At 62.6% G+C, this 13,575-nt stretch carries 11 protein-coding genes; 9 read left to right on the forward strand and 2 right to left on the reverse strand.

What is annotated here, in order from left to right; translation table 11 throughout:
• The first annotated feature begins 157 nt into the window (after positions 1 to 157).
• The 3 genes from BLT25_RS24445 to BLT25_RS24455 all read left to right on the forward strand — a co-directional run bounded on the left by BLT25_RS24445 (position 158) and on the right by BLT25_RS24455 (position 3,011).
• Positions 158 to 877, forward strand: a complete 720-nt coding sequence (locus tag BLT25_RS24445; protein WP_256328769.1) for a TetR/AcrR family transcriptional regulator — start codon at positions 158 to 160, stop codon at positions 875 to 877.
• A 275-nt stretch (positions 878 to 1,152) separates the two neighbouring features.
• On the forward strand, positions 1,153 to 2,412 hold the full coding sequence (locus BLT25_RS24450; protein ID WP_091051693.1) for a DNA cytosine methyltransferase: 1,260 nt from the start codon (positions 1,153 to 1,155) through the stop codon (positions 2,410 to 2,412).
• A 152-nt stretch (positions 2,413 to 2,564) separates the two neighbouring features.
• Positions 2,565 to 3,011, forward strand: a complete 447-nt coding sequence (locus BLT25_RS24455; protein ID WP_091051695.1) for a very short patch repair endonuclease — start codon at positions 2,565 to 2,567, stop codon at positions 3,009 to 3,011.
• A gap of 48 nt (positions 3,012 to 3,059) precedes the next feature.
• On the opposite strand, the gene BLT25_RS24460 is transcribed toward BLT25_RS24455, so the two are convergent.
• Together BLT25_RS24460 and BLT25_RS24465 are read right to left on the reverse strand one after the other, a co-directional pair.
• The gene (locus tag BLT25_RS24460; protein ID WP_091051697.1) at positions 3,060 to 4,004 is read right to left on the reverse strand and encodes a NaeI family type II restriction endonuclease; all 945 of its coding nucleotides are present in this window, start codon (positions 4,002 to 4,004) and stop codon (positions 3,060 to 3,062) included.
• Between the two features lie 126 nt (positions 4,005 to 4,130).
• Positions 4,131 to 4,826 carry a hypothetical protein gene (locus tag BLT25_RS24465; protein WP_218131472.1) on the reverse strand — a complete coding sequence of 232 codons (696 nt, stop codon included), beginning with the start codon at positions 4,824 to 4,826 and terminating at the stop codon, positions 4,131 to 4,133.
• A gap of 137 nt (positions 4,827 to 4,963) precedes the next feature.
• Here BLT25_RS24465 and BLT25_RS24470 point away from each other — a divergent pair, with 137 nt between their 5' ends.
• From BLT25_RS24470 to BLT25_RS24495, 6 genes are all read left to right on the forward strand, one after another.
• The gene (locus BLT25_RS24470) at positions 4,964 to 6,370 is read left to right on the forward strand and encodes a hypothetical protein (RefSeq protein ID WP_091051702.1); all 1,407 of its coding nucleotides are present in this window, start codon (positions 4,964 to 4,966) and stop codon (positions 6,368 to 6,370) included.
• Positions 6,370 to 8,208, forward strand: a complete 1,839-nt coding sequence (locus BLT25_RS24475; RefSeq protein ID WP_176884231.1) for a DEAD/DEAH box helicase — start codon at positions 6,370 to 6,372, stop codon at positions 8,206 to 8,208. The genes BLT25_RS24470 and BLT25_RS24475 overlap by 1 nt, the downstream gene beginning before the upstream one ends.
• Before the next feature lie 73 nt (positions 8,209 to 8,281).
• The gene (locus BLT25_RS24480) at positions 8,282 to 9,100 is read left to right on the forward strand and encodes a protein NO VEIN domain-containing protein (RefSeq protein WP_176884233.1); all 819 of its coding nucleotides are present in this window, start codon (positions 8,282 to 8,284) and stop codon (positions 9,098 to 9,100) included.
• Between the two features lie 155 nt (positions 9,101 to 9,255).
• On the forward strand, positions 9,256 to 11,199 hold the full coding sequence (locus BLT25_RS24485) for an ATP-binding protein (protein WP_091051933.1): 1,944 nt from the start codon (positions 9,256 to 9,258) through the stop codon (positions 11,197 to 11,199).
• Positions 11,196 to 12,341 carry a PP_RS20740 family protein gene (locus BLT25_RS24490; RefSeq protein ID WP_143033846.1) on the forward strand — a complete coding sequence of 382 codons (1,146 nt, stop codon included), beginning with the start codon at positions 11,196 to 11,198 and terminating at the stop codon, positions 12,339 to 12,341. Before BLT25_RS24485 ends, BLT25_RS24490 begins: the two co-directional genes overlap by 4 nt.
• A 118-nt stretch (positions 12,342 to 12,459) precedes the next feature.
• Entirely contained in the window at positions 12,460 to 13,482 is a 1,023-nt protein-coding gene (locus tag BLT25_RS24495) for a LacI family DNA-binding transcriptional regulator (protein ID WP_091051709.1), read from the forward strand.
• The last annotated feature ends 93 nt before the right edge of the window (positions 13,483 to 13,575 follow it).

Consider the following 13,575-nt stretch of genomic DNA (forward strand, 5'->3'; position numbering starts at 1 on the left):
GGCGCAGAAACTTGCATCCAGGTACAAGATCTCAAGTAGCCACCATCCAAATACGCAGGTCACGTGCCTGTTAGGCCACGGTCCAGAAAGTTGCCGTTCCGCGTGGGAGCCTGACCGGCTTGCTCCAGCACGCTGGTCGGGTCAAGCCGCGGCATCCATGCCGCGCCAGATCACGGAGATCGAGATGCCAGCAACCATGACTCGCACTGGTAGGCCCGGAGGGCCTGGACGTCCCCGCCACACCGGCCAGATCGCAACCGGATCGGCGCGCGAGGACATCCTCGACCACGCCGCGCGTCTGTTCACGAGTCGCGGCTACGCAGGCACCTCCACCCGAGACATCGCCGAGGCCGTCGGCATCCGGCAGTCCTCGCTCTACTACCACTTCGCAGACAAAGGCGAGATCCTCAGCGAACTGCTCGAGCAGACGATCCGCCCCACGATCGACAAGGTCGAGGAGATCGAACGGCTCGCCGCCGAGCACGACTGGGCAACCGTCCTATACGTCCTCATCCTCCTCGACGTCCACACGCTCGCCGTCGCTCCGCACAATGCAGGCATGCTCCCGAGGTTGCCCGACGTGACAAGGCAGCCGCTGTTCGAGCGCTCCAAGGCCGTACGACGCCAGCTCATCGACGCCTACGACCGGATTGCCTCACACCTCACCGACGACCGTCGCCAACGGGACCTCCACCTGGGCAACGTGCTGCTCCAGCTTGTAGAGGTCGTCATCAGCATCCGCCGCGCAGGCGACACACTCACCGACATCAAACGCCACGCCATCGCAGCCTCCGCACTCCGAATCTGCGATGTACCCGAAGAACAGATCTGGACCGCCGCCCTTGCCTCGGAGCACTTGGTCGGCCAGTTCACATAGTCTCCCGGCCGGGCCGCTCCCTTGGCGGCGGTCAGGCCGGGCCAATCACCTTCTACCGGAACGCGGCTGGGAATGCGCCGGCACGTCAGAAGTGGGACTTGACATAAACTCGTTCAAATGTTCGAATATAGGCCGAAGACTTCGGTGCGCGGTGAGGAGATTCCCGCCGAAGCGGTTGCAGGGTCGCCCGTCTACTAACCTTTCGGGGTCCGCTTGGTGTGGCGCCCCGGATCGAACTGGTCATCACAGTAAGTTGAGGTATGTGAGGTGTTGCTATGGGCGATCTAACGGTTGTTGAGATCTGTGCGGGCGCCGGGGGGCAGTCCCTTGGGCTCGAACTGGCTGGCTTCCAGCACCGTTTGGCTGTTGAGCTCGATGAGAACGCTGCTGCAACCCTCAAGGCAAACCGGGATTGGGAAGTTGCTGTGGGCGACGTAGCTGATCCGTCCGTGTGGGAGCCGATGGAGTACGCCGAGGGCCTCGATCTATTGGCCGGGGGCGTACCGTGCCCGCCGTTCTCAATCGCCGGCAAACAGTTGGGCGCAAGCGATGAGAGGGACCTCTTCGCATGGGCTGTTGAGCTTGTGGGCCGCATGCAACCGCGCGCTGTACTGCTGGAGAACGTCCGAGGCCTATCCATGCCGCGCTTCGCCGCGTACCGGCAGCACGTTAAGGATCGGCTAGCCGAACTGGGTTACTGGTCCGACTGGAAGATGCTTGAGGCTCGAGACTTTGGCGTCGCACAGCTTCGGCCGAGGTTCATTCTGGTTGGTCTTCGCGAAGAAGACGCTAGGTACTTCGACTGGCCCGAGCCAACGCCCTACGCCGGTACGGTAGGCACAGCGCTCCGCGATCTGATGGCCCAAGGGGGCTGGCGCGGCGCCGATGCATGGGCTGAGCGCGCGAACGGCATCGCTCCAACCATCGTTGGCGGTTCCAAAAGGCACGGCGGGGCAGACCTCGGGCCAACACGAGCAAAGCGAGCATGGGCTGAACTTGGTGTGGACGCAATGGGTGTCGCTGACGAGCCGCCAAAGGCTGACTACCCTGAGAACTTCGTTCCCAAACTGACGACAGAAATGGTCGCAAGGATCCAGGGGTGGCACGGGAGCGACGACTACCGGTGGGAGTTCACCGGACGCAAAACCAGCCGATACCGGCAAATTGGCAATGCCTTCCCGCCTCCGGTCGCTCGCGCGGTCGGTGCTGCCATCGCTGCCGCGCTCAATCACGAGGGTACGCCCCGTGATCTCAGCGAGACTGTCGTCGAGGTGATGCACGACCCGGTCTACGTTGCCTTGAAAGAGGCGACCAAGCCGCTGACGATCAGGCAAATCGTGCGGTCGTCACGAGGTGCGATTGATGCCCGTGAGATCGAACAGCGTATAGGGCGACTCTCGCGCGACTTCCATATTAAGGAGGATGGCGAAGGGGAGGAGCGGACCTACGTGCTCGGCGAATTCAAGGGCTTTGTCGGGCAAGAGGACCATCTCCGGCATCTCGCGTTTCAAGCGGCGAGATCTACCATCAGCTGAGCATCCCGTTGCGTGATTTTGCGGCTCGGCCAAATTGGACTCCCCGGCGGCTCGGCTCGGTCAGGGGGATCGGGCTAACGACAGGCACGTGCGGTGGGCGCGAGTCCGGCTAGCACGTCGCGACTCCATGGTCGACCGGATACCCTGCAACTGTGGCCGAGCGATGGGTCCCAACTGCGTCGAGTCCAAGCCTCTCCGGGCGTAAGAGTCAGAACACTGCTCCTGAGCTTGCGCTTCGGCGTGAGCTGCACGCCAGGGGGATAAGGTTCCGCCTGCATCGCAAACTCGCTCCTACCTGCACGCCCGACTTCGTTTTACCTAGGCGGCGCGTCGCCGTATGGGTCGATGGCTGTTACTGGCATTCATGTCCGGAGCATGGGCGAAGCAAACCGTTCACCGGTCCCAACGCCGAGATGTGGCGAGCGAAGATGGAACGGACCCGTGAACGGGACAGCCGTGCGGTTGAGACGGCGCAAGCGCTCGGCTGGACAGCAGTACGCGTCTGGGAGCATGCCATCCGTGAGGACGTGGCCCACGCGGCTTCGCTGGTCATGGCAGCCGGAACAGCCAAGGCGGCGGAGCACGTGGCGCCCGAGTGAGTAGCGACCCTGTTCATCGCGGTCTCGCTTAGTCCCGCCGTGAAGTTGTCAGTCGTGAGTACGCAATGGTGGAACGGTGACGCCAACCTCAGCGAAGCGCGATCGGGGCACTGCTACCCAGCCTTCTTCGCCGAGATCGTGTCCGAAAGCTCGTGCTGTCTGCCGCTCGTCGACCCACGTGCCCACCAGCACGATGAGGTCATGGTCGTTTCGGAGAGGAACCTTGGCCTCACGAATCCGCTTCATCGGGTCATGTAGACCAGCTCCGACCGTAACCAGTGAGGAGCGGGGGATCACTGTCTCAGGCAGGTATGTGAACAGCGCGGTTGCACGCTTACGCAGACCAGCGTCTCCAAATACCACTTCGAGTTGGTCGAGGTTGAGGAGCCTCAGGGGCTCCGGTGGTAAGTCCGTCCAACTGACCACCGGCATAGCGAATGCACGGACGGGTCCGGCGAGCGTTGAGCGCTTCTTGTCCTGATTGCCGTCGCCGCCGGTGAGCCAGACACGGTGGGTGCGCATGAGCCAAGCGGCGAACCTGTGGTTCTTCGGGTCAATCCGAACAAGAAGGGTGACTTGGCATTGACCTTCCCGCGGGATCATCCACACGTAGCCGTCGCGCACGGTCCCCTTGATCTCGACGGCCACGTCGACGATCTCGGTATCGAGTGGTGGAACCTTCTTCAACCCGAGGCGCTCGATGATGTGGTACTGGAGCTTGGTGCCAACGGCGGAACGCTCGTCTGAGTCGACCTTGGGATCCAACAGGTCGAATCTCCAGGTGCGCGCCCCGTCAAGGATATACCGGACTGCGTCGTCTGTTGCGGTGCGGAGTAGGTCGGTGACTGGCTGGGCGAGTAGCCACTTGTGGACGGCCTGAAGGTCGGCGTCGTTGTCCGGATGTACGATCTGGTGGGCCGGTGGCGCGACTCCCTTGCGGGTGTCAGGTTGGCATGTTGAGCCGGGCTGGACGACCGGCACTCTTGGAGACACAAGCCGACGCTAGCGCACCGGCGCCAAACCAGGGTCCGTTCATCGAGATCATGTCAACGGTTGTGGGCATAGCTGCATGGCAGTGCATCGAATCCGCCCGCCGTGGCCGCTAAGAACCCCGTGTGCCTACTCGGCCATCTTGATGCGGTCCAAAAGCTCGCCCTGCATGTCAGTCGGCACGCGGCGGTAGGTAGCCCAAGCGCGATCTAGATCTGTTGTGCCGCGTCGCCCCCGCTCAATCCAGCGTAGGAGCCGTCGGAGGTCCCGAGAGTCGAGCTCGAGGGCAGCGGCAACGGCCTCGGACGCCGGTATCGGGGCGTCGTTGTGTCCGGCGCGACAGCGTTTGCACTCGGTCACCAAGACGACTTTCTCGTGTCCATGTTCGGTGGTCACAGTTCGGCGGGACACGGCGAGCACCGCCGTCATCACGGCGTCATCCGGGTATGGTTCGCCGCCGGAGATGCCGCAGAGCGTGCACATGTATCCGTCCCGAGCGAGTATCGCCTGTCGGTCCTTGCTCGGTATCGCCTTCTGCGGAGCGGCGTCCTTGCGAGCCTTCGGGTCCCAGACCGGAACACCCATCTTGACGAATCTCTGGTCTTCGGCGAGAAGCGACGCGTCCTCGGCGCTCGAGTAGACAACCCACCCGAAGTCGCGCAGGTCCCGAATCCGCCGGTCTACCTGCGAAACACCAGGGAACGCCTCTCTGAGCTGGTTCTTTGTGAAGGTGTTGCCCTCGCCCACAACCTGCACCAGCCACAGTGCTCCTCGGATCATGGTTCCGGCCGACGAAGCTGGGTCGTTCCATGCAGGCAGGTCCACGTTTTGGCCTCTCATCTGGTAGTTGGACGTTCGGTAGGTGAAGCTCCGACAAGTGTCGGAGGTAGGTGCAATGATGCTCGCGAAGGGTGTTTTACCTCACCCCCCAAGACAGGACACCAACTAAGGAGCGTAACCCCATGTCCGGGTTCGGTATCCCGCCTCAAGGCGAGGAGATCAAGTCCCTCATCAGCCAGCGTCTGAATCAGGCGATCGCCGAAGCCGGAGCGAAGGTCACTATCGACTGGCGGGGCGAACCCCGCCACCTCTACGTGATCTCCATGCCGGTGGACATGCTCTACTACAACCCCGACACCCACCGGATTCGCGCCCAGCGCACGCTCAACCCTGAGCGCAACCATGCCATCGAGGCAGACCCGTGGGGCGAATCCGCCCAGTCTTACCTCCACGACTTGCTCCGGCAGCGGCCGTCGAATCCCGACCAGACCGACCCGGACTACACCGCGTTGATGGACGAGCTTGACGACGTTGGCCAGCGTGAGCCAGGGATCGTGAGCCCGTACGGCATTCTCGTGGATGGCAACACTCGCGCCGCGGCGCTCCGCGACCTCGGGGAGCAAAACATCCGTGTCGGTGTGCTGCCTGACGACACTTCCCGGCAGGACATCAACAATGTCGAGCTGTCTCTCCAGCTTCGGAAGGACCGCCGTCGTGACTATTCCTACATCAACCGGCTGATCGCGGTCGACGAGGAACTTGCACGAGGTCGTTCCGAGACGGACGTTGCCAAAGACTTCAACATCAAGTTGGCCACGCTCCAGCGCGACCGCTGGGTGTATGGCCTGATTCTCAATGCGATCGACCGCAGCAAGACAGAGGGCGGGGCCGCTCTCCGCCTCATCGACTTTGAGCAGCACCAGGAGAAGCTACGAGAGCTACACCGCGACTACACGAAACTCGCCAAGACGGACTCTGATGCTGCCAACCGGTTGATGCAGTCCCGGCTTGCGATGGTTCTGCTTGACTACCCCAAGACGTCGCTGCGTCTCGCGGCAGAGGACTTCCATTCTCGGTACCTTGACGCGCGGCTCCCCAGTGAGCTCAAGCCGACCACTTCCGCCTCGGCTCCGGTGGGCATAGTCGGGATCCCTGGCGTAACTCTGCCTGCCGCAAGCACCGACTCCCACGCAGCCGAAGAACTGACGAACCAGCTTCTTCGTGCCAAGGCAGTGTCTAGCGACGGGGCCAGCTCGAGTCCGGACGCGGTCCTCAAGGCGTCGTCACTAATGAAGAAGGCCCGTGAGACCTTCGACGTCGCGGTGAAGCTAGCTGGGCAGAACGCCGAGCTGGTCAAGCGCCAGACTGCCGTTCCCGAGCGGCTCACCGACGCAGCGGACTATGTCAACCAATGCGCCAGCGAGTTCGCAGAAGCGAGGGCCAAGCGTGCATTGGACGAAGAAGCATTCGACGACGCTCTCATCGTGCTCCGAGAGAGTCTCGAGGTGCTGGCGCGCCAGGCAGGGCGGGCTTTCACGGCACCAGGTGAGGGCGTCGCGTGGCTTCTCGAGGCCGCTCGGACCAAGTAGTGGATACCGATCAGAGCGCTCCCAGCCTGTCGATCGGCTTCGGAGCAGACGTCACGCGGGCACGTCTTCAGGCACAGACAGGTCTTGAAGGAGATCTGCGCCGCCTTGCACTGGGCTTCCAGTCGAGCGCACAACGCTCCCCGGCCAGTGTCGAGGTTGACCTTGACGACCTGCTCACCAACCTCGCAGCGCTGAACAGCTGGCCGTATCGAGGTGAGGGTGACGTGATCTGGGACCAGCAGCTCCAGGCACTGGTCGTCGACTCGCTTCAAGATGCGCAGACCGTTTCCACGCAGCTGAGTGGGCCCCAAGGGGCGGAGAGCGCTCCAGGGAGTCTCAGTGACACGCTCGGACCGGAGTGGGTGGGCGACCTGACGTCGTTCCAAAGGCGCGACATCGCGAAGCTCCTCTCGCTGAGGCACGGTGCGAACTTCTCGGTCCCTGGAGCCGGCAAGACCCGCGTAGGCCTGGCCGTTTTCCAGGCTCTTCGTCAGACGGCCGGCCTCGAGCGGCTTGTGGTGGTAGGGCCCAAGTCGAGTTACGGCGCGTGGCAGGAGGAGAACCAGAGTTGTCTCCGGTCTCCACTCGACCTGGCGGTCCTCGATGGAGCCTTATCGAGCGGTGCCGAGGCCATAATCGTTAACTACGAGAAGTTGCGGGTCCAGGGCACCGTCAACATGATCGGGCGCTGGCTCACTGAGCGCCCGTCGATGCTCTTGCTCGACGAGGCGCACCGTATGAAGCTCGGTGCGGAAGGTACTTACGGAGCTGCATGTCTTGCGCTGGGTACCCGTGCCAGGCGTCGACTGATCCTTACCGGAACGCCTGCGCCGAACGGAGTGAAGGATCTGGAGAACCTCTTCGGGTTCGTATGGCCGGGAACAGGGCGACAAAGCGTGGTGCGCGCTGTCGCTGGGGGCGACCTCGCTGCGGCGAGCCGTGCCCTCCGGCCACTGTTCACGCGCACGACAAAAGGTGAGCTAAACCTCCCACCTGTGGAGACGACGCTTCGGACCGTTCCGCTTCCGCCGCTGCACGGCGAGATATATGCGGCGCTTGTTGGCCAGTTCTCAGCGCGCGCCGCAGGGGCCGAGGGTGACTTCCAGACGTTGGGACGGATCATCGTCTACATGCTGATGGCCGCGACCAGTCCCGCCCTGCTGGCTGTCGGCGCAAGCAAGCATGAAGCATTGGAGTACCGAGTGCCGCCCTTGTCGGTCCCTGAGGGGTCCTCTCTCTATCAGTTGATGCAGGACCTGCCGGCGTATGAAATGTCTCCCAAGTACAAAGAGGTTCTCGCGATTGTGGCAGAGAACGCCAGGCAGGGCCGAAAGACGCTTGTGTGGTCGACCTTTATCCGCAGTTTGAACACCCTCCAGCGCGTGCTCGCCCAGTTCAATCCGGCGATAGTCCATGGCGGAACTGATGACCGGGATGAACAGATTCAGCGGTTCCGTGCCGACCCCTCATGCATGGTGCTCCTCTCCAACCCAGCAACGCTCGGCGAGGGGATCAGTCTCCACCATGAGTGCCACGACGCCGTGTTCATCGATCGCGACTTCGCGGCAGGGAGGTTCCTACAGAGCCTCGACCGGATCCACCGGCTCGGGCTCGCGCCGGATGTCAAGACGCGCGTCACCGTCCTCGCCTCGGAGGGAACCATCGACGAGGTCGTAGCCAGCCGTCTCGCGGCAAAGCTGGCCTTCATGGGCGGGATCCTGGACGATCCTGCTGTCCAGCAGCTCGCCGATTTGGACGAAGAGCCGACGGTGGGCGGCGGCTTGGAGCCAGCTGATCTGCAGGCGCTGATGGGCCACTTCCATGCGGCTTCCGCCTGAACCGGTCCTGGTGGCCGCTCAGCGGTGGCTTGAACTCCTTCCAACCAGTGGGGGAGTAGCGCGTGCGCAGGCGATGCTAACCAACCTCCCGAACTACAGCGATCTCACTCCCACGCAGTACGCCACAGCGCTCGCATGGGTGCGGGAGATAGGCCTTCTCGACACAGCTGGGTGCGGCCAACCCGCTTCCGCTGCAATGCTCCGCGCTGTCTTCGAGAGAGGCGACCTAGCCTGGGTAAGAGATGCGGACATCTTGGTCCAGTCGCCGGATGATCTGCCGACTGACGTCCTCGACGCTGGAGCGACACTCGGGCTTGGCGCGTCCGACGTCTATGGCCTGCTCTGCGGCGCATGGGGCAAGGTCGACACAGCAGCGCGAGAGCGTGTTGGAGCGGCTGGCGAAGCGGCCCTAGTCGACCAGCTACGATCGCTCAGCGCCGCGAACGTCGAACAAGTCTCCACTTGGTCTGACGGGTTCGGCTACGACATCGCAGTGACGGATGGAAGAACCTCCGCCCACCTCGAGGTGAAGTCCACCACCCGATTCGGCAGGCTAACCATCCACCTCTCACGCAACGAGTACGAGGTGATGCTCCGCGATGAGCAATGGGCGCTTGTCGTTGTGCGCCTAGATGACGACCTCACTCTCCGCGGCACGGGGTCAGTGCATAAGGGGTGGCTTGGGCAGAATGCTCCGAAGGACGCATCTACCGGCGGGCGATGGGAGTCGTGCAAGTTCGAGGTGCCCCAAGACGTCATCGAGAGCGGGGTTCCCTGCATCGCCAACCTCCTTGCTTCGCCGCTGCCGGCGTGGGACACGCCTAAGGTCGCCGGTTGGCCAACGGCGGAGTCGAGACGATGCTCTCCCCCCTTTGACCCCGCAGCGGGTTAGTAGACCGTGCCGATGGCCTCTCGCGGATGAGGAGCGGTCCGTGTGGCGGAACGCTGCCTTTATGTTGAGCACAACTGCGCACATGCAGTCGATGTATGTCATACGCTCCGATGGTGGCGAACCATGACGACACCGAACCTCGCGACGTCTCTTGGATGAGCGAGGACGAGGTACTGGGGCTGCTTGACGGGGCGTCCACGACTTCGCCTCTCGCAACGGTGCTCAAGACTGACGAGCGAGTCTTGGCGCGCGTCACCGATGGCATTTATCGCCACCCGGCATCGGCCCTTCGTGAGCTCATCGCCAACGCATACGATGCGGATGCGACCCGAGTAACGATCCGGACGGATCGGCCGCGCTTCGAGCGGATCACCGTCGACGACGACGGGATCGGAATGTCTCAGGAGACGCTTCTACACCTCCTCTACCACATTGGCGGCAGTGCGAAGCGAACGCAGCTTGGTACCCGGCTGGGGATGACGAGTCCAGGGAACTCCCAGTTAAGTCCAGGCGGGCGACCGCTGATCGGCAAGATCGGGATCGGGATATTCAGCGTGGCTCAGCTCACGCAGTCGTTCCAGATCGTTACCAAGCAACGCGGGGATTCTCACTGGAACGTCGCGAGCGTGCTATTGAAGCAGTACTCCGATTCGAGTCCGATCGAGGCGAAGCACGATGGTCAGGAAGGGGGTGGATCCGACAACGCGGGAAGCACGGAGTACGAAGCCGGAAAGGTTCTGGTCTGGCGTCAAGAGGCCGCTGACGCCGAAGTGCAAGGAACCTCGATCATTCTGACATCGATGCGCCCGCAGACCCGAGAAACGCTGCGGAGCCAGGACGTCTGGGAGGCTGTTGAGCATTCAGAGGCTGATACCGGTCGCAAGTTGCAGCCGCCGAAGTACCACATCGGAGCGATGCAACCCGGAAGTGATTCGTTCTTACAGCGCATCGGGAAGGACTCGACGAGCAGTCTTCCGTGGGCACGGGCGGAATCCCAATCAGGCGCGTTCGACAGTCTTGTCCGATCGGTGTGGAATGCGATATACGAAGGTGAGCCAAATCCTCGTTTGGATCGGCTCTTTGACTATTACCTGAAGATGGCCTGGAATCTGGCGCTGGCCGTCCCTCTTCCGTACGTCAAAAAACATCCGTTCGACCTGGACGGAACTGACAACACGCTCTTCTATCGCTTGCTCGATGGCGGCCGACGGGCGGATCGGATCGACGTATCCGAAGGCTCGAGTCTTCGCGAGGCTGCCAATCTCGGAAATGAAGTTGCCAGTGTTGCAGGATTCAAGGTCTTTCTCGACGATCTGGAGTTGAAGAGACCGTTGGACATGACGGATCTCCCACCTACTCAGAACGCGCTGCGACAACCGATCATGTTTGCGGGCTCATATCGCGAAGAGTTCCCTGGCATCGACCCTGAGTTAAGTGGCGGGCCACTTGCGTTCCAAAGCTACCTTCTGTGGGCGCCTAAGGTTGCGCCTGTCGAATCGCAGGGAGTGCTTATCAGAGTAAATGAGGCGAGCGGGACCTCGTTCGATCCAGACTTCTTGCTCTATCCAGTCACTGAACGCCAGCGGATGGCACAGATCACCTGTGAGGTCTTCATAACAGAAGGTTTCGACGGTGCGTTAAACATCGATCGCGAGTCATTCAACTTTGCACACCCGCACGTAGTTGCCTTGACGCATTGGGTCCATCGCTCGCTGAGGACCGTGATCGCTGAGCAGAAGCGCCTGGGAAAGGCTGCACGCACCCAGAAACGCGCTAAAGACATGGGCGAACAGGGCGAAGAAGCCCAAGACATCATCGACGAGCTCTGGCGCCGTGTGCGAGGCGAGGATGCGGGGGCTCCACCAGTCACCTTTTCAACAACAGAACGAGCGGCGGCAGAGGGAATCCGCCTTAACTCGGAAAAGGTCTTGGGGGAATTCTCGGGCGCCAATTGGGTGGAGCGTCGCGCTTTGGCGCAGCTTAAGGTCGGCTCGATCGCGCGACTCCTAGATGCGTATGAACTGCTCGACACCCTGGAGCAATCGGACCGTGACGAACTGATGGCGGCTATTTCGAGGTTGCTGCGGGTGTTCGAATGAGCGATACTGACGACATCTTCGCTGTTCAAAGCTATTCCCAGCAGCGACCTCCGAGCGCGCTCAAGTTTGAGCCCTGGCACCGACCTCGCAAACAGTATGTGCGGGAAGAACAATGGCTCAGCGAATATCAGTGGCTAGGCGGGCAGCGGCCGGATGGTGCCACAATTAGGTACCTCGGTCTTCCTGGCGCCGATATGCTTGACCTGCGCTATCTAACGGCGCACCCGGCCGCGCGTCAGCGAAACCAGATCCTTCGATTTCTCGGATTCGACCAATCCGCCAAGGCCGGAACGCCAGGAAGCGAGCGTCTAAACATTTCCGAGCGAGAGTTGCGTGACCTTCCGATGGTCGACGACCGCTCGAAAGTGTACGCTGACGAGTTTAAACTGTTGGCAAGGGAAGACTCTGTCGCCTGGCAAGCTGCTGACGAATTCGAGTGCTTTGATCTCATAAATCTAGACCTTTGTGGATCGCTGACGCTAGAGGAGCCGGACCTTACTCTAAGTAACTACGACGCGATCTTAGCTCTTATGGGTCTCCAGCGATATCAACGACGGCCGTGGTCCATTTTTCTGACCACCAGAGTAGGGAGCGACAAGATTCATCCCGAAGTCCGTGCCAAACTTTTCGCACTGTTCGCTCAGAACCTGGACCAGTGTGCCGAGTTTGCGAATGCCGTCGGCCAGGAGTTCGAGGTCACTCCTTCTATGGAAGCGGATTTGGATGGCTGCAGTCAGCGGGCCTTTTTCCAAGTCACAGTCGCGGCGCTGTCGAAGTGGATGCTCAAATACGCCATTGGTATGCATGCTCATATGGAGCTAAGTAGTGTGGCGGCGTATCAGGTCTACGGAGGATCGGGCGATGTAGACATGGCGTCGCTCGTGTTTAGGTTCATCCCCGAAGGCGGCATGCCGATGGGCGATCCGGCCGCTCTCGCAAGCCAGGTGCCCACTAGGCTGGACGAGTGCATGCTGGCCGCGCCGATTCCGCATCACGTTGCCAGGGTGGTTGATATCGACGCTCTGCTGAGTGCAGATGCGCCCGCGCGCGAGAGGTTAACGTCCGAGAGCGCAGACCTTCTCGAGCTTGCGCACTACGACCGCGCGGCGTATCTCGCCTGGGCCGCAGATGACCGGGCGTAGGCATTGAGGGTGGCACCGATGGATCGGCTGCTGAGATTCGGGAACGTGCCGAGGCGGCGTGGGGGCGGGCGACGTCAGCGGGGCCAGTTGTGTGGGCAGCGTTGACTAATCTGGCCTCATGACCAGCGGACCGCGGCGGGCGACGGTGAAGGATGTCGCGGCGCTGGCGGGGGTGTCGCCGAAGACGGTCTCGAACGTGATGAACGAGACGGTGTTCGTACGTCCCGACACCCGCGAGAAGGTGCTGCAGGCGGTGGAGGAGCTGGGGTTCGTACCGAACCTGAGTGCCCGGAGCCTGCGCAACGGCCGGACCGGGGCGATCGCGCTGGCGCTGCCGGATCTGTCGACGGCCTTCTCGGCCGAGATGGTGCACTGGGTGGTGCAGGTGGCGCACGCGCGGGGGATGGCGGTCCAGATCGAGGAGACGGGCGCCGAGCCGAAGCGGGAGCACGATCTCGTCTCGCGTGCCCGCGAGCACCTTGTCGACGGCCTGATCCTCAATCCTATCCGGCTCCAGGACAGCGTCCTCGTCCATGATGATCGGCTGCCGCCGGTGGTGCTGATCGGGGAGGTCGAGCAGCACAAGGTCGACCGGGTGCTGATCGACAGCCGGCAGGCGGGGTACGAGGTGGCGGCTCATCTGCTGGACCAGGGAGCGCGGAGGATCGCCGTCCTGGGTGGGGCGACGGGTGCAGCCGACGCCCCGGCCACCAGCATCCAGCGGCTCGAGGGCTATCACCGCGCGCTCCGCGACCACGACATCGAGCCAGACCAGGCGCTCGAGGTGGACATCGCGGACTGGTCGATGGCGGGTGGAGCCGCGGCGGCGGAGGAGTTGCTGGCCCGCGGTGTCGAGTTCGACGCGGTCATGGCGTTCACCGACTCGATCGCGTTCGGGGCGGTGCACGTGCTCCAGGAGCATGGGCTCGAGGTGCCGGGCGGCGTCCTGGTGAGCGGCTTCGACGATGTCGAGCACGCGCGCTTCATGAATCCGACGCTGACCACGGTCGCCCTGGACCGGCGCGCGTACGCCGAGGCGGCGGTCGATCTGCTGCTGACCCGGATCGGCGACCGTACGTCCCCGCCGCGCGCGGTGGCCATCCCGCACGAGCTGGTCGTCCGGGGGAGCACCACGCGGTAGCTAGTGGGCGGTCCGGCGGCCGCGTGCGATCCACGCGCCGACGAGGATGCCCAGCAGGTAGCCGATACCCGCGCCGATGAGGAGCGTCATGCT

It is taken from the genome of Nocardioides sp. YR527 (assembly GCF_900101045.1).
GTDB lineage: Bacteria > Actinomycetota > Actinomycetes > Propionibacteriales > Nocardioidaceae > Nocardioides.